This is a genomic window from Aphanothece hegewaldii CCALA 016 (assembly GCF_003007785.1).
GTDB lineage: Bacteria > Cyanobacteriota > Cyanobacteriia > Cyanobacteriales > Microcystaceae > Chroococcus > Chroococcus hegewaldii.
Genome location: NZ_PXOH01000005.1, coordinates 99,948 through 120,670, shown reverse-complemented (window position 1 = coordinate 120,670; position 20,723 = coordinate 99,948). Strand labels below are relative to the sequence as shown.

The following is a 20,723-nucleotide window of genomic DNA, read 5'->3' as shown; positions in this document are numbered from 1 at the left end:
ATATGACAGAAAAACTCTCCTTTATTGCACAATGCCAAAAAATTCGTTACTTTCTTATTTCGTTTACCGATCTTTTTGGCGTACAACGAGCGAAACTGGTTCCGATGGAGGCGATCGATAGTATAGCGTCTAATGGTGCGGGTTTTGCGGGTTTTGCGGCGTGGTTGGATATGACACCTGCTGATCCCGATATCCTCGCTATTCCTGATCATAATAGTCTTTTTCAACTTCCTTGGCGGCCTGAAGTTGCTTGGATGCCGGCGGATCTGTATACAATGGATGGACAACCGATCGCACAAACCCCCCGTTTAGTATTAAAGCGCGTCCTAAAACAAGCCGAAGAAAAAGGATATCGAATTCGGACTGGGGTTGAATGTGAGTATTTTTTACTAGCTGCCGATGGACAGAATATATCTGATCCACGCGATCGGGCCAATAAACCCTGTTATGATCAAGAATCTTTAATGCGACGTTTTGATGTGATTTCAGAAATCTGTGATGGGATGATTAAACTAGGATGGAAACCCTATCAAAATGATCATGAAGACGCAAACGGTCAATTTGAGATGAATTGGACTTATGCGGATGCACTAATTACAGCCGATCGACACGCCTTTTTTAAGTATATGGTCAAATCCATTGCCGAGCGTCACGGGTTACGGGCGACATTTATGCCGAAACCCTTCCCTCACCTGACGGGAAATGGCTGTCATACACATCTTTCCGTCTGGGATAATGCAGGAACAACCAACCTCTTTCATGATCCACAAGGCGAATTAGGTTTATCTAGTTTAGCCTATCAATTCATCGGCGGTGTACTACATTCTGCCCAGGCTTTGTGTGCTTTTACGAATCCAACGATTAATTCATACAAGCGAATTCATTCCCCTGTAACGGCTTCGGGTGCAACTTGGTCGCCGAATACAATTAGTTATAGCGGGAATAACCGTACTCATATGATCCGCATTCCAGACATGGGACGCTTTGAATTACGACTTGCTGACGGCGCGGCTAACCCCTATCTTTTGCCTGCTGCTTTAATAGCCCTTGGACTCGATGGAATGGAGAACAAGCGAGATCCTGGCCCACGCTACGATAATAATAGCTACACCGATCCTTTGCCCATTGGAACCGTCAGATCATTACCGACGAATTTACTAGATGCCCTACGTTGTCTAGAATTTGATCTCGTGTTGCCCAATGCACTAAATGTAGAATTTGTCAAGTCTTATTTGAAATTAAAATATCAAGAATGGGATGAATATAGTAAACAGATCAGCCCTTGGGAGATGGAAAATACGATCGATTGTTGATTTTCCTTTAGGGATTGTAAACGAAGACGCTGTTTAGATAAAGACCTAGCCAATCTTCAGACTCGTATGGCGCGATAATATAAATATTTTCATCAGTCCAGAAGCTAAAACGATAGACCATGAGAGGGGAAAGATTCTGCTTGAGGAATTGATTAAGGCGATCGTAACTCAAATCCTCCTGATCTCGCTCAGAAAATAACCTATCAAATTGATGAATTTCTAGGGTTCCTGAAGCTTGCAGGGCTGTAAAAATCGCTAATTCTTTAGTATGAGCAGCAGCACAGACAAGCTGATGAGTGTATTCATAATAATAGCCTCCACCAAAATCGCCGTTAAGTTGAATTGAGCCTAGTTCTAATATGATTGCTTGAATTTTGAGCAATGATCCTATGGTCTGTTCTGGGAGAGGTTGAGAGGGTTTTGGGGTGGGTAAAGGCGATCTCGCAATGACATCATTAGGAATCTCAGATGGAATGTAAACCGTCGGTGCAATGCAAATCCAATCTTGATCGGGTGTTTGTCCAATAATAATACCAGGGGAATTCGACCAACCTTCATACGGTAAAATAAAAGCCTCACAATTGTGTAAATCAGTCTCTAGAATTTGCTGTAACTCTAAGAACTTAGTATCTCTTAAAGCTTTCTGGGAAGAATCTAAAGAAAAATCTGGAAAACTTTTGAGATATTCCAGATCTTGCCAACTTTTGAGGACAGGAGCAACATCAGTCAGACGTAACCAACCTTTTTCTCGACTAAGATTGAGTAAGTTAAATTCTCCTTTTTCTGCAACTTCCCAAACAAATGGAACTCCTTTACCGCCATCTTCATGATAGGGAAGATAGAAATAAAGTGAGGGTTCGATGAGGACTTGTAATGTCCCTAAAATTTGTATTGTTTCTGGTTTCATAGGTTTGCTTTAGCGGTTGCTCTCACGAAACGATTACTATCTTGAATCAGTTGCTCTTTTACAGTGTTAGGAGTTGCAGGATTTTCGGCTACTGCGTAACGGTCTACCCAAGAGATAGACTGCGCTGCCTGTTGTAGAATTTCTACAGGGGTTAAAGGATGTAACAACGTTACCAGTCGTACAAAATCATTCTCTGATTGAGCATATTCGACGAGAACTGAGGCTAAATCATCTGTTTTTGGATTATAAATGCGGCTTAAGCTAATAAGAGTCGGATTGGTTTGACGTGAGGTAGGTTTAGGGGCCAAATTGCGTAAAAGGGCATAGTTGGCAACAGCCCGACGCACTTCTACGGTATCGTCTAGGGCGAGTTGTTCGAGATAGGAAAGTGGCAAATTTGGATTAGAAGCTACAGCAATACGAACCGTCGCATCTTCATCTTGTACTAAAGATTCTAATACACTAACTGGAGTTCGGGGATTGGTTGCGACTTTGCCCCGTACTTGAGCTTCTCTATCTCTTGACAAAATCTCAAGAATATGCGTAGAAACCTTAGCATTCAACGCAACGGCTTCACGTACAGGTAAGGCTCGATCCTGAGCAAGTTGTTGCCAATGAGATTCGGTTAAGTTGGGATGATTAACTAATATTTGGCGGACATTAGCATTAGAATGCTGGATAAATTGAGTTAATAATTCAGTTGTTAGACTAGGATTGCGAGCTAGAGAAATTAAGACAGATTTTTCTAATTCTGTATTAATTATTTTTCCCGCGAGTTCTAAAGGTAGATTAGGTCTTGATACTATACGTTGGCGAATATATTCTGATTTATGGTCTAACAACTTTTCCATCAAATTAATCGGAATTTCGCTTCTTTCTACCATTGCACGCGCAACAGTTTCATGCCGATTCAACAAACTTTCTAGCAATTGAGGTGAACTATTAGGATTTCTGGCAATTCCCCGCAAAACAGGCTCATATTCATCGTCGATCATCGTTTCTAATACAGAAAGCGATGTATTACGGTGATGTGCAACATCAGATCTAATCCAAGAGGCTTGATGAGTCGCTAATTTTTCGAGTGTACTAGCAGGCATTTGAGAGCCTTCAAGATCTCTAAGTAAAAATTCAAAGATTTTTTTTTGAGTGCGTGAGTCTTTTTCAAGGGTTTGTTCTACTGCTGCTGCTAAAGCTGTTCCGGGGGTTTTTAGATTATAAGCATTAACAATTCCTTTTTCTACTCCCAATAATTCTAGGACTTCTACAGGTGTATTCGGATTATGAGTCAGTTGATGACAAACTTCATGACTCGAATCTTGAGCTAATTTGGTTAAGATTTCTACAGGAGTATCTTTATTTGCTGCAACTTCGGCTCTAACTAGATCTGATTCATCCTGAGCTAGTTTTTTTAAAATTGGTATAGGTGTGGATTGATGTAAACGGTTACAAGCTAAACTTAGTCTAATCTGAAAACTAGCATCTTCAGCGAGTTCTAAAAGACTATTGAGAGGTAAATTAGGATTTTTTGAAACAACAGAACGAACAGTCTCATCATCATCTTTAGCTAATTGTTCTAAAATGTGAATTGGCGTTTGAAGGTTTCTCGCTACAGAAATTTTCGCATTTTGATCGCCTTTTTCTACAACTTGGGCTAAAGCATAAGGAGTATTTGTTCTTTCGGCTAGTATTTGATTAGCTTTTTGAATTTCTTCTTTCTCTTGTATTTCTAATTGAATTTTAGTTCTAGTTAAGTGATCGAGACGAGGATTTTCTAGAACAGCTTCACATACTCCGTACTTACCTTTATCCAAAGCGAGATATTCTAACAAATCAACGGGAGTATTAAGGTTTTTTGTAATATCGATTAAGGTATGAGAAAGTCCCGAAGAATTTTCGATTTGTTCAACCGCTTGTCTAAGAATATGAACGGGAGCATTAGGATTCTTCACAATTTGTTGTAATCCGCCTCCACTTTGAGCAATTATTTCTAGAATTTCTACTGGTGTATTAGGATGTTTTGCGATCGCTTCGCTAATGTCTCTCCAACCAGAAGTAAGAGCTTGTTCTAAATATTCTAGACGTTCGTTTTCGGGTACTGCTAAATTGCAACCTAGTGCAAATCGAAGCGAAGCATCTTGATTATAACGATTAAAATCATCAGCTTCTTTTTTATGTTTTTGCCATAATTGTTCTCGTAGATTTACTGGTGTACTTGAATTACTTAATAATCCTGCAATAATTTTTTGATTCGTAATGTCACAATTGTATGACATATTGAGGAAGTACATTAGACGATCAAGAAGTTGATATTTGGGTTCTAGTCTGTCAGATCTAGATGATGTACTTGTTGAGTCAGAAGCTCTTTCAACAGTAAATTTACCTTTCCATTCAACAGAAGATTTTTGATGACTGATATATTCGAGTGTTTGTTGTTCTTCTTCGTTGAGAGAAGCAATTAAGTCATCCCAATCGTTTAAAATTGAGGCTTGAAATTCTGGCCCTTGTTGCATCCAAAATAAAACTAACTCTGGTGATTGATGACGATCGATAAACACTTTAATACGGTTCAGTAAATGAGGAGTGGCATCAGGCGCAATTTGACTCAACATTTCTGTCATGGTATTAAGAGAAGATGAGACCCCTGATAACTGTTCTAATATTTCTACTGGTGTTTGTGGAGCGCTCGCTATATTAACTTTGATATAATCTTCTGCCTCTATTACTACTTGTTTTAACAGGTAATTTCTTAAACTCTGAGGTGTTTTTATATTTCGAGTAACAGCTAACTGTACTCTAGGATTTGGATATTGACTTAAGCTTTCTAAAATTTCTACTGAAACTTGAGGATGTGTCGCCACCTCCATCAAAAAATTAGTTTTATCTCGTAGCCATTCTTCTGAACTTTGTATAATCGGCGATCGATGAGAATTAGCTAATATATCGGCTTTTAGTGCTTCAAGATCGACATTTGCTATTTCAGCTAAAATCCAAGTTGGTGTATTCGGTTGTCTTAAGAATAAATAAATATCTTTATATGAATCATTAAAAAATCGCTCTAAAATACTGGCTGGTAAATCCTGACGGCTGCGAATAACGACTTGTTGAGTCGAATATAAGCGATGTAAAATTTCTTCAGTTGCATGGGGATGTAGAGCGATCGCTTTTTGAATCTCGTTCTCTGATTCCGCTAAAACTGATAAAATACTGGCAGGAGTAAAGGAATTTTTGGCGACTGCTAACCTAATCTTAAAAACTTTATCCCTCGCTAACAACATCAAGGTTTCTGGGGAGGTAAAGGGATTTTGGGCTACTGCCAAGCGTATCCAGTCCCAACGACTCCGAGCTAACATCGCTAACTGTTCGGTTTCTGTATCCCAATTACTAGCTATCTCGTGTTGTCCTTCCACTAACTGTATTAACTGGGGTGGACAACTAGGGTTAAACTTAATGGCCAAACGTACAGGTATTTCTAGAGATCCCGCTAATTGTTCTAAGACAGCTAATGGGGTTTCTGATGACTCTGCTACCTGCAAGCGCGGTTCTAAAGTCGGTTCCTGTGCTAGTCTTTCTAACAACTTTAGGCGATAGCGAAGCGGCAAATAGGGGTTACTTAGTCCGTCCATCAAGTATTTTACCGGAACCCATTGACTGAGAAAATCGGGAGAAACGGGAGCAATTTTCAGGAGTTCGACGGCTAGGCGATCGTTTTGCCCCAATTGACACGCTTTTAGTTTTTCCTCTACGGCATCTGTACAATTATCGGCTATTTCTCCTGCCCAGTTAACGTGCATTTGAGCGGCTTCACTAACACGGGGATCAGGGCTTTCTATAAGAATTTGGAGCAGATGACGGGGAGTTTGAGGAAAGTTAGCTACTGCCAGTTGAAAAGAGACGGATTCTCTTGTCAATTGTTCTGGATTATTGAGAAAGGGCTGTAACTCAGAGAGGCTTAACGATGAAAGGAATTCCATAAAATGATCAGAATTTTATAGTTATATTATTCCCAGTAAATTTGTATTTATAACTTTTTTTTCTTAAAGAGTGATAAATCGTTGAAACAGAATTAGCATCATCGACCTCACCTTTGTTAAGGTTAAGAATGACGAGTCAAGTGATACAAGTTTAGCGTAAGTGATCGCAGTTGCCCGTACTCAAGTGGCTCAACTGGTTGGAGGATCAAGCAATGCAACAACATTTCGTATTAAAGCTTTTTGCAGCACTGGGATGCGGGCTGATAGCTGGAGTCTTTTTCGCTTTTTCGTCCTTCGTTCTGGTTCGCTCTTGCACGACTCAGTCCGACACAGGGCATTACTGCGATGCAATCTATTAATATTACGGTGATTAATCCGTTGTTTATGGGGGTTTTGTTGGGAACTGCGGCGGTTTGCATCTTTCTAGCTATTTTTTCGCTCTCTAGGTGGCATCAACCTGATGCCGTTTATTTGCTTGTCGGCAGTCTGCTCTATCTTATTGGTACAATCGGTGTGACTATTGTCTGCAATGTGCCTCTAAACGATGCCTTAGCGACTGTAGAGCCAAGTAGTACAAATGGAGCGAATCTATGGGTTAGTTATCTTAAAAACTGGACATTCTGGAACCATATTCGCACGATTACGGCTCTAGCGGCGGCTACATCATTTACGATCGCGCTATTAATAAGTGAGTAATATTGAAGAAGAAAATTAGAATAAAATAGCGATCGCGTTGAGCAGATAAAAATGTTAATGTACGCCAAGCATTCATGATGGCGCGGCTAACTACATGATTGAAAGTCAAGCAAGGATCAGCCGCCTTTTAAACAAAATTAAACTGTTTTATGCTAAAGATTCTTGTCTTTGATTAAGTCCATAATAATGACCTTTTAAATTAATTAATTCTTCATGAATTCCCTGTTCTACAACTGCGCCATTTTTCATAACAATAATGAGATCGGCATTTTTGATCGTATCAAGACGATGGGTAATATAAAAGATGGTTTGTTCAGTAAAAATTTCTTGTAGATTGAGTAAAATTTGTTGTTCAGTTGTGTAATCTAAAGCACTGGTGGCCTCATCTAACACTAAAATTCTGGGTTGTTGAAGAATAGCGCGTGCAATTACAAGACGCTGTCTTTGTCCACCAGAAAGCGTTGAACCTTTCTCGCCAATCATCGTATTGTAGCCATTGGGTAGGTTCATAATAAAATCGTGAGCAACTGCTATTTTAGCGGCTCTGACGATTTCTTCTGAAGTTGCATTTGGATTAGTCATGCTCAAATTATCTTTAATTGAACCTTCAAACAACATTGTTTCTTGAGGCACAATACTAATTTGTTGGCGTAATGAAAACAGTTCAACTTTATTAATATCATAGCCATCAATAACAATGCGTCCAAATTCTGGTTTATATAGTCTAGCCAGTAAATCCATTAAAGTACTTTTTCCTGCACCACTACCACCAACGAGCGCTACTGATGTTCCCATCGGAATTGTTAAATTAATTTTATTTAATTGGAATGCTCCACTACTTTGATGGCGAAAAGAAACATCTTCAAAAGAAACCGTACCTTTAATAACTGGCATTGGAATATTATCGTAATCTTGTTCGCCTTCTGCTGGCAAATTCATAAACTCGCCTAAACGTTCTAAAGAAAGAGTCGTTTTTTGGAAATTTTGCCAAATTTGGCTTAAGCGCAAGATGGGGGAAGTTACTTGACCTGCAATAATCCGAATAGCGATTAATGTTCCTAATGTAAGCTGTCCCGTAAAAACAAGATAAAATCCGACCCAAACAATCATTAAACGCGATAGTTGCTGAAGAAAGTTATTGAATGTTCGAGAAAGTGATGCTATCTCGGCTGCGTCAACTGATGCCGAAATATAATCCGCATAGTTATCTTGCCATCGCCAACGCATCGGTAATTCAAGACTTTGACATTTTACGGTTTCAATTCCTGTAATTGTCTCAACTAGATGAGATTGTACTAAAGATTTTTGTTCAGCTTTATAACGTAAGCGTTGCCGAGTAGCAGGCGAAAAAGCGATCGTTAATATAATCGACAGAGGAATAACAGCGAGTACTAATACGGTGAGTAAAGGACTTAGAAGAGCTAATACTGCAATTAAAACGATCGATAATGCCGTATCAATAATTGCTCTTAAAGCTTGACCTGTCAAGAATTCCCGCACATCTTCTAATTCATTAACTCGTGAGGTAATTTGACCAATAGGATGTCGCTGAAAATAATTTAAAGGCAGATGAAACAAATGATTAATTGCATTTGTTCCCATGCTCATATCAATACGGTTAGTTGTATCGGATAAAAGATTATCTCGCGCCATCGTTAATAATGTTTCAAAAATTGCCACACCAAGTAACAGAAAGCCAATTATATTAAGATTTGCTACACTACCATCACCTTTATCGATGAGAAATCTGATCGTCAAAGGAAATACTAATCCTAATATTTGCACCACAAAAGATGCTAACAATACTTCAATTAATTTCCAGCGATATCGCATTAAAGTTGGAAAAAACCATCGTAAGCCAAAGGGTTCTTTCTCTCTTTTCTGCATTTCACTAAGAAGTAGTATTTGTACTTCTTCGTTTAGTCCACTAAAAAATTCATCTGTTGAACGACGAGTTAAACCTTTTCCGGGTTGGCCAATCATTACTACTTGATCGCCGATTTCATAAAGAATGATTAATTTTTCATTTTTTATCATCATTCCTGGTAGCTTTAAACGTCGTAAATTCGATGATGGGACAGTAATGAGTTGAGTTTTCAAACCCATTGATTCAGCAATAAGCTCACAGATATCTAAAGAAATTACGCCATGAAGTTGTAATTTTTTATTTAAAATATTACGAACCGTTTCACGAGAAAAAGAAACATTAAAATAGCGACTAATCATTTGAAAGCAAGCCATCGCAGCTTTTAAGCTTCCTTTTCCCGAAATATAAGCCGAATTTATTCTGTTTTTTGGGTTATGGGTAATAAAGTCGCTAAGGCTTGTATCTTCTAATAGTTCGTTAGGAGCGGAAATTGCTTGCTCGGTTATTAAATATTTGTTATTAGATTGATGGTTGTTATTATGATTTTGTTCGGTCTGAAGCTCGACAATTCTTGACCACTGTTCTTGAGGAATAGCCAAAAAACGAATCGCCTCAGAATCTGAAACACGTAAAGTAATTTCTTCTGTTGTTGGGTTAAAACGACTACCAATGGGAAATCCTAATACTTGTCCTCCACCACTCACTAACCAAACCCAATTAGGATCACCTAATGGGCTTTGTTTCAATTTCAAGCGAGTATTAGCGGGAACAGAAAGGATGCGAGTAGAGGGAAGAATTTCTTGAGTTAACTTTAGCAAGTTTTTTACTACTTTGGCTTGCTGTGCTAGATGATAACCTAATAAATCAAAAACTTCTAATATGGAAATTTGCTCAAATAATTCGGTTGCTAGTTGTGGATGTTGTTCTAATAATTTGAGAAAAGCTTGATAGCTCAAGGTTAGACCCACTACTTCTGTTGAAGCACTAGCGGCCTCACAAGGCTGTTTTCTCGCCCAATTAACGCAGCCGATAATTGCTCCTGGTTCTAATATTTTTAGCGTGACTGATGTTTGTTGACAGGGATCGTAACTTAGCCACCGTGCTTTGCCTTCATAAAGAATGACAATATAGGGACTCATTTTCCCTTGTGCCATAATCGTTTGTCCCATCGAATAGCGGAGCGGTTTCATTTGCTCTGCTAGTTTAAATAAGGTTGCTTGGTCAAGACTATTAAATGGAAAAACATTACCGAGAAAGTCTTGTATGGTCTCAGTGGTCTCAGTGATCTCAAAGGACTCGCGCATATTATCTTTTATTTATTACCTTATGGTTATTCAAAACTTTAACATTTTATTCAATTTGTTCTAGATTCTCGGCACTCCGTCGGGAACTGTAAAATCATGGCTCTCTAGACTCTCCATTATATTAAACGCATCTATTTTAATGATCATTTCGTTAAAAGCTATCTAAAATGTAACTCTTTAAAATTTTCTTGACATATTGTTTAAAATATGGTATGAGCGGCGAGTTGTTGAACGGTTAAATTAATTCTTTAATTTTTGCATAATTTCTTGATGCAGAGGTTGTAAGGCTAGGTCGAATTCGGGAAAATAGATAGGACTGGGGAATACTTCACTAAACCATGTTGCTAGGGCTAAGTTTTCCACGACTGGAAAGAAATCATAAGGTTGTACTCCATCAATATGACGACTATTCACGCCAAACCCTGCCCGTTGGTTACGATATTGTATGATAGGTGGGTTTTCTTTTAGCCATTGGATAAAGTTTTTAGAATTTGCCATACTCACACTCAGTTGTTGTTCTAAACTGGTAGGAAGTTCTTCTTGTTTTGTTGTGATCCAAGCTTGTTTGAGTAAAGTTGTTCGAGACTCAGGTTTATTAAACGCTTCAAGAAGAAGATTCATAGAAGACGTAGCGGGTATATTTTTAGCGGGTATGTTTTTTGCTTCCGTTAAAGCTAAAAGTTCTTTACTAAGTGTTGTTCCGTTTTTATCCCAGTCTTGACGCGCTTGTCTTAAATCTCCTATCCACCACGATACACCACCGCGACTCTGATAGAGATGATTTTTTAAAGCAATTGATGAAGTATTGATGAGCAATTTATCATAGAGTTTATAGATTCTTTCGATGATGGGAAGATATAACGGTTGCATTCGGGCAGATCGCCAAATGGGAGATGTTATAAATAAAGGATGGCGTATAACCTCAAAAGCGATCGCATCTAGGGCTAATTCTATTTTATTCTGTCTGAGTAAGCTTAGTCCCAATCCATAGAAATTACCTTGTTTTGCGGGTATCAGTTGAATAGCTTCGATAAAACTGTCGATCGCATTGGCGGAATTTTGGGATAATAGTAGCCATCCTAAATTACTTCGACCAAATTCTTGATAGGGTGATGCAATATTTCCCTTCTCAAACCAAGTAATACTTTCATTGATTAACGGTTGTCTTTGTTGGGGGTTTTGGGTAGTAAGTGCGATGTTTCCCATATTCCATCCGAGTTGATAGGAGTAATAGGGTTCCCAAGGGACAATTTTATGTGCTTGCGTTAGACTGGAAATGAAAGGATCGATCTGATCTTGGTTGAGTGCAAAAAATCCAAGGCTAGAAAGTTGCCATGCGCGATGAATTGGAATTAACCAAATCATAACTGCAATGATTAACCCTAAACCTGTATAAAAAATAGATATCGGTTGCGGGAATTTTTGTTCGGTTTTAAATAACGATGCAAGACAAGCAAAATAGATAATTAGAGTACCACTGATGGAAATATTATCGAGTTGATAGTCTGTCAAACTCATGAAAGCGTATGCAAATAAACCGCTAACCAGACTCGATAGGAAAATTTGATCAGTTGTGTTAGTTGGTCGATAACGGATTACACTATAGATTAACCATGCGATCGCTCCTATCATTATTAATATGCCCCAAATTCCCATTTCTGCAAACAGTTGCACTGGGGTACTATGTAGCTGATAGATTAACTCCGATTCTTGACCTGCCCACACGGGACGATATTTTTGATAAGCTAAAGGTACATTACCGACACCTATTCCAGTCAAAGGGTGATGAGTACCCATCATCCCTCCTACATTCGTATTAATCCAACGATAGGCAAATTCATTATTATTTTGTCCAGAAGTAAGGTTAGTGAAAGTTTGTCTTAGACGGTTATTAGAAAAAAGGAATACCAGCAAAACCGTTAGACTGCTAATACTTCCTATCCCTATCCAACGACGCGAAATACGACTTTTAAAAATTAATATCATCAAACCACAGACAAATAAACCCAATAACCCTAACCATCCGCCCTTAGAACTGGTAGTGTATAGATCTACAATTCCTAAAACTATACCGATACTCCATAACCATCGTTGATTCGGTTGTAGGATAAGATGAGCGACTAAAAGCGGTAATGCTAATAATAAATATCCTGCCACATAATTTTGATGTCCGATGGGTGCCCAGTTGCGTAACTCCAAAACCGAAAAATCAAAAGGGATATTTACCCCAAATGCTTTTAACCCATTTAAACGAGATATTTCGGGGAATACGGTTTGAGTCAACCACAAGAAAAGACTAATGACAATAAATGCAATATTGAGATAGCCTTGTTTAATAAGTAACTGAATACGTTGCTGAGGGATAACTAACCACTGAGACAACGCATATAACGCACCAAAACCGCCCAAAACTGCCCAAACATTCCAAAAAGCCTGATTTTTGAATTCTGCGCCGAAAATCGATAAGATAAGTCCAATTGTAGCGATTCCTATTAGCCAATCTAACCCATTTCCAAGCATTTTTAAGCGATGGTGATGCCAAATTAAGGATAATAGCCAGATTATGGGACATAATAACCCAATTTGCCAAAAAGCTACCCAAGGCCATTGCACCATCAGACTATGACTATCTGGTGCTAAGGTAAACATGACATAAAAAGCAGCAGTTAGCATTAACCATAGCTTGCCAGCGTTACTGATTTCAAGGGAAAAGGTGTTAGTATCGGATGCAGAGTAGGAAGGCATAACAATTAGCGTGATTCATTCATTGTTATTATTCCCGGCAAAAACTTAGAATTATCAGGTATTCAAGAATCGTTTCATGAGTAACATTAACCGTCGTCAGTTATTACAGGGTATTGGAGGATTTACGGTAGGAACGGTTATTATAAATCAACATCGTATTTTAGAAGCAGCAACACCCAGAATAGAAATACACGTCACCGATAGCCAAGGAAAACCTTTAGATAGTAAGATTTTAGATAATCTATATTTTTTAAATCTTCAAGATCATCCTATCCCAGAACTTCCTCGACAAGTAACGCAAGGGAAATTATTTTCTGACTCTCCTCAGTTTCCTTTTGCTATTGCTTTAAAAATGCTTGTGGAGGGTTTTGGCGAAGTGACACTTTATGCGGATAATAAAGGTCAGGGTTATTCATCTACAGATTTTCCCCTTAATCTTAATTTAGCTTTTGCTGAAACGCGAATATATAGAGTCAGTCAAGCGGTTAGTGTCTGGAAAAAAGAAGCTATTCAGTTTCCCAATACGTTAGAATCTCGTTTAGAAAAAGCGAAAGCTTATTACAACAAAGCACTCAATACAGATGATATATATCTAAAAGCGAAATGGTTTAATTCTAGTATAGTCGAAAGTTTAAAAGCAGGGGAAGAAGCGGTGTTTCTTCAAGCGAAACAAAAAATTACTGCTCGAAAAAACTTTCTTTTTGGTTGTAACTTTTTTGGCTATCCTGAAAAAGGGGAAGAATATAATCAACGATTTAAAGAATTGTTTAACTTTGCGACAATTCCGTTTTATTGGAAATACTTTGAACCGAAGCTTGGGCAAAAAAACTGGCCGAATATTAATCAGAGAGTAACTTGGTTACAACAACACGATATTACACCCAAAGGACATCCTTTAGTTTGGTTTCATGAGATTGGTATTCCCGATGAAGTGAGAAAAAAATCTTATGACGAAATTAAAACTTTAATTGCTCGACATATCGAAGAAGTTACCCGCTACTATCGGGGGAAAATAAACTATTTTGATATCATTAACGAACCTCATGGAATTCTCTGGGCGAATGAGTTAGGATATTCTTTAGAACAATTTGTCGAATTAACTCAGATTGCCTCGGAAGCTTCCTATAAAGGAAATCCAGAAATTATTCGTATTATTAATAACTGTTGTTTGTGGGCTGAAAATGTCGCTTATGGAAAACCACCTCAACATAGTCCATATGAATATTTACAAAATTGCTTAAGAAATAATATACCTTTTGAATTTATTGGGTTACAATTATATTATCCTGAACAAGATATGTTTGAAATCAATCGTTTATTAGAGCGATTTGGTCAATTGGGTAAACCAATTCATATTACAGAGTTGGGTGTATCTTCTTCGACTAAAACCGATGAAAGTTCTTATTTTAAAGAACCGATCGGTTTATGGCATTTTCCTTGGAGCGAGACGGTTCAAGCGGATTGGATTGAGCAATTTTATACAATTTGTTATAGTAAAAATTATATTTATGGGATTAGTTGGTGGGATTTAGCCGATGGAGGTTCATTTATGCCCTATGGAGGTTTATTAAATAAGGATATGTCACCCAAAATAGGGTTTTATCGATTAAAAGAATTATTGAATCAATGGAATAAAATTAACTGAGGTGAAAATGATAGATAAAAAAATATTAGAAATTGAAAAATGGATTGATTTTTTGTCTCAAAAAGAACACAAATATTGCTTGAAAAAATGAATAAAAAACTTAAATCTAAAGAGCAAATAATTGAGCGATTTTAAATCAAAATGATTTATAAAAAAAATATATAAATGGCTAATGATCCTGAAATACAAGCAGAAATATCAGCAATTAATCAAAAATTTTTAATTACTGAAATATATAGTTTATTAAATAGTAATTTAATCAAATAGGAGACAAAATGAGATTTATCGCTAACCTAATTACATCACTATTAATCGCTGGATGGATAGCTACAATGTCAGTTTTTTCTATCCAAAACATTACCCCATTTTCCTTAAAATTATTACAATTTGAATCAATTAAAATACCTATTGGAGTATTATTATCTATTAGTGTTGGAACTGGATTTATCTTAGGTTCATTTGTTCCGTTATTTTTAAAAAGTTCTAAGAAATCATCTCAGAGACGCTTAGAAGAAATAAATATTGATGAATTTGAAGAATTCAACTTTGATAAATAATTAAAAATTCTTACTAACCTTTAGGGTTTGGAGACCAAACCCCTACAGAAAAAACATGATATTTTTTTTACATTTACTTTACCTGACGTTTTTCGATGAGGGAAATTGAACGAGAAACGCTATCGGGGAAAATCACCACAAGTCCACCTTCGCTAATTTTATCTAAACCTTTCTCTAAAGCTTCGACTTCATTTAAGATGATTTTGTAAGGCGTATTAGGGTTTTCTGAAACAATGCCTTGAACGATTAGATTTGCCACCTCACCGCGTTCTCGTCCTCTGGTATCATCGTCTTCTTTGATAAGAATCTGATCGAACATTTGGGCTGAAAGTTTCCCTAAAGTTATTAAATCGTCATCTCTGCGATCGCCAGGTCCGCCAACTACCCCGATTTTCTCGCCAGGCCAATTCTTAACAAAACCGCTTACAGCCTCATATCCTGCTGGGTTATGAGCATAATCAATTAAAGCATGATGAGCACCTAAATTAAAGAGGTTCATGCGTCCTGGGGTTTGATCAGCAGATGGAACAAATGTTCTAACACCTTGACGAATCAGTTCAATATCTACACCTTGAACAAAAGCCCCTACACAAGCAGCAAGAGCATTAGCAATCATAAAAGGTGCCATACCACCCATCGTCATCGGAACATTAAGTGCTTCTTCGATGCGGAGTGTCCATTCGCCCTCAAGAATAGAAAGATAACCATTTTCATACACAGCAGCGATCCCACCGCGTCGTACATGAGCTTCAATAATGGGATTATTGGGCATCATCGAAAAATAAGCCACTTTCCCTTTAACCCGTTCAGCCATTGGAGCAACCAAAGGATCATCAGCATTGAGAACCGCGTAACCATTGGGGGCAACAACTTCAGCAACAACGCTTTTGACTTTAGCCATTTGTTCAATTGTATCAATGTCACCGAGTCCTAAATGGTCAGCAGCAACATTTAACACAATTCCGACATCACACTGATCAAAAGCTAACCCTGAACGGAGAATCCCACCTCGCGCCGATTCTAAAACGGCTATTTCAACGGTTGGATCTCGAAGAATCACCCCTGCACTATAAGGGCCTGTATTATCGCCTTTTTCGACTAAATGTTCACCTAAATAAATGCCGTCTGTGGTAGTGTAACCGACTACTTTTCCCGTTTGGCGATAGATATGGGCAGTGAGACGAGTTGTCGTTGTTTTGCCGTTGGTTCCCGTGATAGCAATGATGGGAATACGACAAGGTGTTCCTGGTGGAAATAACATATCAATGACGGGGGCGGCCACATTTCGCGGTAAACCACGACTGGGGGCGACGTGCATCCGAAAACCAGGGGCGGCGTTAACTTCAACAATCACACCATCGACTTCTCGTAGGGGTTTAGTAATGTCTGGGGTAACGACATCGATCCCCGCAATATCTAGCCCAATGATCTTAGCAACTCGTTCGGCTAACCAGACGTTTTCGGGGTGAACTTCATCGGTGCGATCGATAGCGATCCCTCCAGTACTGAGGTTAGCTGTGGCCCGCAGATAGACCATTTCTCCTTGATTGGGAACGCTACTAATGTTGTATCCTTGACGTTCTAGGATGTTTTCTACTGTGCGATCAACTACAATTTTGGTGAGAATATTCGCGTGTCCTTCGCCACGATTTGGGTCTTTATTAGTTTCTTCGATCAATTCTTCAATTGTTGAACGACCATCACCAATCACATGAGCGGGAACCCTTTCAGCAACTGCGATCAGCTTACCATTAACAATCAAAATTCGATGGTCACTGCCTTTATAATAACGTTCAACGATTACTGTCCGGCTTTTTGAGGCTGTGCTGGCTAAATCATAGGCTTCTTCTGCGAGTTCCCATGAGTTAATATCAATGGTGATACCGCGTCCATGATTGCCGTCGAGTGGCTTAATAACGATGGGATAACCGCCGACTTCTTTGATCGCACCTTCTAACTCATCTAGATATTGAATAACGGTTCCTTTAGGTACAGGAATACCGGAATCTCTGAGGATGGTTTTTGTGCCTTCTTTGTCGCAAGCGAGTTCTACGGCTAAAATCCCCGAATTTTGGCTTAATGTGGCTTGAATGCGCTTCTGATAGATGCCATAGCCAAATTGTACCATCGCTCTAGCACTCAGGAGTGTCCAGGGAATTTGACGGGTTTCTGCTTCTTTGACGATCGTTTCTGTACTGGGTCCGAGGGATGAATGGGCGGCTAGATCTCTGAGATCTGCGAGATCTTGTTCTAGTTCGACTTTGGAATAAAAACCTGTTTCGACGATCGCTTGACACATCCGAACTGCAGCGCGTCCCGCATAACGTCCGGCTTGTTCTTCGACGTATTCAAATACAACATTGTAAACGCCTGGGGTTGAGGTTTCTCTGGTGCGACCAAATCCGACGGGCATTCCGACTAATTCTTGTAATTCTAGGGCGATGTGTTCGATAATATGCCCCATGTATGTTCCTTGTTGAACTCGCTCTAAAAAGCCACCGCGATAGCCAGGGGAGCAGTAATGTTCGACCAAACTGGGTAAAATTTTGACTAATCCTTCGTAAAAGCCAGGTATTTCGTTGGAGGGCTTCTCGGCTAAATCCTCCAAGTCAAGACGCATGATCACCAGTTTTTTACGTCGAATACTCCAATAGTTGGGACCTCTTAGGGTCTGAGTTTTGAGAATCTTCATAAGGATTTTGCGTTTTTCACAAACTTGGAAGCACAAAGAAGCCGTTTGATATTGTCTCTTGTTGTCGATGACGATAACTGTTCAGATTGAACATTTTTTTAGGCGTTTTTGGCGATGGGTAAATGTTTATGTAGATGATAGAGATCGCTATGGGAAAGAATATGTAATTTTAGATTATGCAGACTTAACGGTTCATTGACGGTAACTTCGGCTTGATTGGTATAAGACATAGCACGAGCATCAACGATCGCTACTGTTCCTTTGCCGATCACTCTAATGATGCCATCTCGTTCAAACATGGCACAAGTATCTTCATCGATGCCGATCCCAAGACGTTCAGGATAGATGGAAATAGCGCTCAAAAGGCGAGACATTCGGTTACGGTTATGAAAATGTTGATCGACGATCACTTCGGGGATCAAGCCTAAACCCATTGCCATATCGACTAAAGGGCGATTTGGTGATTCTCCGCTACTTCCTCCCGCTATCATATGATGTCCCATGACGGCGGCACCTGCGCTAGTTCCTGCGAGGGTTATTTCTCCGAGTTGAACCCGTTGGCGAATGCGTTCCATCAAGGGGGTATCTGCGAGTAAACCACATAACCTCAGTTGATCCCCACCAGTCAGAAAGATTCCTGTACACTCCTCTACATATTCTTGAAATTGGGGATCTTCTCCTTGAGAGCGATCGCGGATATCTAAAACTTTAATGTATTTCGATCCCATATCTTCAAAAATACGCTGATATCGTTCCCCAATTAGCACGGGTTCACGAGACGCTGAAGGAATAATGCCGATGATTGAATCATCACCACCAGAACGAGTCCAAAAGGTATGCAGAATTTCTTTCCCATGAACTTTATCTTCTGCACCACCGATCACGAGTATAGCTGTTTTGGTTGCTTGAGGCATAGGACTGTCTTGTACTTTGGTCTGTGACTGGAGCATCATAGTTTAATTGCAGAAACGAGAAATTATTTTAGAATGTTTTCGACCATTGTTTCAGGTGTTTTTAGTACATTTATCATTGAATGATTAAATATTTTGTCAACGTACAAAGTCTGTCGAGGGGGACAACTCAATTAAACTACAATTTAAAAAATACAACGATCGCTCACCTCTTGCCAACTTAACATCTACAACTTTTTTCTCAGGGTTTAGTGAAATCCTTTGAAAGAGAAAATGATCCCACTCCTAGCACGATGTCTATGTTGAAGTCAGATCGTTATTTAATGATACTGCATTGATTGACACAAGGGAATGAATTTTAAAAGCGAGATTTTGATCTGATAGAATTGGGGTAAAACTCGTCTAAAGTTTGCCTGTGATCTTCGATGTTATTACCCTTTTCCCCGACTTTTTTACCTCTCCTCTACAGTCGGGTTTGCTCAAGAAAGCGTTAGATCGAGAAATTGCTAAAGTTAATTTAGTCAATCCTAGAGATTTTGTCGTTGATAAATATCGAAAAGTCGATGACGAACCTTATGGGGGTGGTGTGGGAATGTTACTCAAACCCGAACCCATTTTCGCTGCCGTGGAATCAAGAGAAATTTTACCAAGACGAGATATTATTCTAATGACACCTCAAGGTCAATCTTTAGATCAACCACTTTTAAAAGAATTAGCGACTAATTATGATCAACTAATTTTAATCTGTGGACATTATGAGGGGGTTGATGAGCGCGTCACGCAACATCTAGCGACAAGAGAAGTATCTTTAGGGGATTTTGTTTTAACTTGTGGCGAAATTCCCGCATTAACGATTATTAATGGGGTAACTCGCTTATTACCTGGAACAGTTGCTAAAGAAGAATCTCTCAAAGCCGAAAGTTTTGAGACAGGATTGCTCGATTATCCTCAGTATACTCGCCCTCCAGTTTTTCGAGAATGGGCTGTACCTGATGTGTTGCGTTCAGGACACCATCAAAAAATTGAACGCTGGCGTAAAGCACAACAATTACAACGAACTCAGGCGCGTCGTCCTGATTTATGGGCTAAATGGCAAGAGGAAAATCGTGAATCTTAATTATTTTTTCGGCGTTCCTCCTTCTAAATCACTAATTTCGGCTTGGACTTTGCGATGTTCATAACGTAGGGATTTAAGAACAACTTCGGGCAGTTGATCTTCTTTTTTAAAAGCCTGATTATAGTAATCTAAAGCTTGTTTTAATAAGGCAACATTTTTTTCTTTTCGACCTTTAGAACGCAAAATTTGACCCGTTAAATAGTGTAATTCGGGGTTATCTGGGGTTTCTTGTAAAGCTTCTTTAATAAATTTTAATGCTTGATCGTAGTCTTTGAGATCACGATAAGCTAAAGCGATACCGCGATCAACTAAAAAATTGGGTGCAGCATAGGTTTCTAAACGTTCGATAGCTTGTTGTGGACTCGAAAAAGGAAGATTCACAGAAAGCATTAACTCAAGATATCCTTTTAATAAGTTTAATTCGGGATCATCTGGGTTTACTTTTTCTGCCGTTTCTAGATATTGAAAAACTTTTTGTAATCGAGGTAGGGCTGATACTGGCCCTTCTGTTTGAAAGATATATCCCCCCTCTAAAAAGTGACCAACTGCTAAATATAAATTGCCTCGTAAAGGATCTTTATCACTGAGGTTTTGCGCGACTTCAATCGTTTTATTAGCATAGTTTTTCAGTCCTTCCATGTCCTTTTTAGTATAGGCTAAAGAGGCTCTCATGGCATAGGCTAAGGGTTCATTGGGTTCCGTTTGAGTGGCTACGATCACGTATTCTTCTGCTGCTTTGTAGTTTCCTTTTTTAAAAAGTTCGTCAAATGCGGCCTCGGTTTTATCTCCAATATCGCGGGGGTTACTGTTGCGGAAGGGATCACCCGCTAAACTAGGAGGAAGAACACCAGTTAGAATAGTTAAGCTGACTGAACAAGCGCAAGCAATTTTTGTCAATCCTTGGTTTAACTTTGTTTTCATTAAATTTACCTCAAAAACTTGAATAATCTGTCACAATAAAAATAAGATTGTTAGTTGAGTTATAAGATTTCCCTATT

12 protein-coding genes are annotated in these 20,723 nt (G+C 38.8%); 5 read left to right on the top strand and 7 right to left on the bottom strand.

The genetic code is table 11. The annotated features are described in order from the left end of the window. Positions 1-2: 2 nt before the first annotated feature. Positions 3-1,313, top strand: a complete 1,311-nt coding sequence (gene glnT, locus C7H19_RS06505) for a type III glutamate--ammonia ligase (protein ID WP_106456082.1) — start codon at positions 3-5, stop codon at positions 1,311-1,313. A 7-nt stretch (positions 1,314-1,320) separates the two neighbouring features. Here glnT and C7H19_RS06500 read toward each other — a convergent pair whose 3' ends face one another. Both C7H19_RS06500 and C7H19_RS06495 read right to left on the bottom strand, forming a co-directional pair. Then, positions 1,321-2,220 carry a hypothetical protein gene (locus tag C7H19_RS06500; RefSeq protein WP_106456081.1) on the bottom strand — a complete coding sequence of 300 codons (900 nt, stop codon included), beginning with the start codon at positions 2,218-2,220 and terminating at the stop codon, positions 1,321-1,323. Further along, the gene (locus C7H19_RS06495; protein WP_106456080.1) at positions 2,217-6,191 is read right to left on the bottom strand and encodes a HEAT repeat domain-containing protein; all 3,975 of its coding nucleotides are present in this window, start codon (positions 6,189-6,191) and stop codon (positions 2,217-2,219) included. Before C7H19_RS06495 ends, C7H19_RS06500 begins: the two co-directional genes overlap by 4 nt. Before the next feature lie 345 nt (positions 6,192-6,536). Between C7H19_RS06495 and C7H19_RS06490 the strand changes: the two genes are divergently transcribed. Then, positions 6,537-6,887 carry an anthrone oxygenase family protein gene (locus C7H19_RS06490; protein WP_219907601.1) on the top strand — a complete coding sequence of 117 codons (351 nt, stop codon included), beginning with the start codon at positions 6,537-6,539 and terminating at the stop codon, positions 6,885-6,887. A 147-nt stretch (positions 6,888-7,034) separates the two neighbouring features. Here C7H19_RS06490 and C7H19_RS06485 read toward each other — a convergent pair whose 3' ends face one another. Both C7H19_RS06485 and C7H19_RS06480 read right to left on the bottom strand, forming a co-directional pair. Further along, positions 7,035-10,058, bottom strand: coding sequence for a peptidase domain-containing ABC transporter (locus C7H19_RS06485; protein WP_106456079.1), 3,024 nt, complete (start codon positions 10,056-10,058; stop codon positions 7,035-7,037). Between the two features lie 240 nt (positions 10,059-10,298). Beyond that, positions 10,299-12,803: an O-antigen ligase family protein gene (locus tag C7H19_RS06480; RefSeq protein WP_106456078.1), complete on the bottom strand. Its 2,505-nt coding sequence runs from the start codon at positions 12,801-12,803 to the stop codon at positions 10,299-10,301. Between the two features lie 76 nt (positions 12,804-12,879). Between C7H19_RS06480 and C7H19_RS06475 the strand changes: the two genes are divergently transcribed. Both C7H19_RS06475 and C7H19_RS06470 read left to right on the top strand, forming a co-directional pair. Further along, positions 12,880-14,448, top strand: a complete 1,569-nt coding sequence (locus C7H19_RS06475) for an endo-1,4-beta-xylanase (protein WP_106456077.1) — start codon at positions 12,880-12,882, stop codon at positions 14,446-14,448. 275 nt (positions 14,449-14,723) lie between these two features. Beyond that, positions 14,724-15,005: a lipopolysaccharide assembly protein LapA domain-containing protein gene (locus tag C7H19_RS06470; protein ID WP_106456076.1), complete on the top strand. Its 282-nt coding sequence runs from the start codon at positions 14,724-14,726 to the stop codon at positions 15,003-15,005. Between the two features lie 73 nt (positions 15,006-15,078). Here the strand turns inward: C7H19_RS06470 and cphA are convergent, their stop codons facing one another. Together cphA and C7H19_RS06460 are read right to left on the bottom strand one after the other, a co-directional pair. Next, on the bottom strand, positions 15,079-17,697 hold the full coding sequence (cphA, locus tag C7H19_RS06465; RefSeq protein ID WP_106456075.1) for a cyanophycin synthetase: 2,619 nt from the start codon (positions 17,695-17,697) through the stop codon (positions 15,079-15,081). Positions 17,698-17,795: 98 nt separating this feature from the next. After that, entirely contained in the window at positions 17,796-18,647 is an 852-nt protein-coding gene (locus C7H19_RS06460; RefSeq protein ID WP_106456074.1) for a cyanophycinase, read from the bottom strand. Positions 18,648-19,023: 376 nt separating this feature from the next. Between C7H19_RS06460 and trmD the strand changes: the two genes are divergently transcribed. Further along, on the top strand, positions 19,024-19,725 hold the full coding sequence (trmD, locus tag C7H19_RS06455; RefSeq protein ID WP_106456073.1) for a tRNA (guanosine(37)-N1)-methyltransferase TrmD: 702 nt from the start codon (positions 19,024-19,026) through the stop codon (positions 19,723-19,725). On the opposite strand, the gene C7H19_RS06450 is transcribed toward trmD, so the two are convergent. Next, positions 19,726-20,646, bottom strand: a complete 921-nt coding sequence (locus C7H19_RS06450; protein ID WP_106456072.1) for a Sll0314/Alr1548 family TPR repeat-containing protein — start codon at positions 20,644-20,646, stop codon at positions 19,726-19,728. It lies immediately after the preceding gene. Positions 20,647-20,723: the final 77 nt, after the last annotated feature.

What these genes read in the sequence shown, in the direction of transcription:
- glnT (WP_106456082.1), top strand. Translation starts at nt 3, where the DNA reads ATGACAGAAAAACTCTCCTTTATTGCACAATGCCAAAAAATTCGTTAC.
- C7H19_RS06500 (WP_106456081.1), bottom strand. Translation starts at nt 2,220, where the DNA reads ATGAAACCAGAAACAATACAAATTTTAGGGACATTACAAGTCCTCATC.
- C7H19_RS06495 (WP_106456080.1), bottom strand. Translation starts at nt 6,191, where the DNA reads ATGGAATTCCTTTCATCGTTAAGCCTCTCTGAGTTACAGCCCTTTCTC.
- C7H19_RS06490 (WP_219907601.1), top strand. Translation starts at nt 6,537, where the DNA reads ATGCAATCTATTAATATTACGGTGATTAATCCGTTGTTTATGGGGGTT.
- C7H19_RS06485 (WP_106456079.1), bottom strand. Translation starts at nt 10,058, where the DNA reads ATGCGCGAGTCCTTTGAGATCACTGAGACCACTGAGACCATACAAGAC.
- C7H19_RS06480 (WP_106456078.1), bottom strand. Translation starts at nt 12,803, where the DNA reads ATGCCTTCCTACTCTGCATCCGATACTAACACCTTTTCCCTTGAAATC.
- C7H19_RS06475 (WP_106456077.1), top strand. Translation starts at nt 12,880, where the DNA reads ATGAGTAACATTAACCGTCGTCAGTTATTACAGGGTATTGGAGGATTT.
- C7H19_RS06470 (WP_106456076.1), top strand. Translation starts at nt 14,724, where the DNA reads ATGAGATTTATCGCTAACCTAATTACATCACTATTAATCGCTGGATGG.
- cphA (WP_106456075.1), bottom strand. Translation starts at nt 17,697, where the DNA reads ATGAAGATTCTCAAAACTCAGACCCTAAGAGGTCCCAACTATTGGAGT.
- C7H19_RS06460 (WP_106456074.1), bottom strand. Translation starts at nt 18,647, where the DNA reads ATGCTCCAGTCACAGACCAAAGTACAAGACAGTCCTATGCCTCAAGCA.
- C7H19_RS06450 (WP_106456072.1), bottom strand. Translation starts at nt 20,646, where the DNA reads ATGAAAACAAAGTTAAACCAAGGATTGACAAAAATTGCTTGCGCTTGT.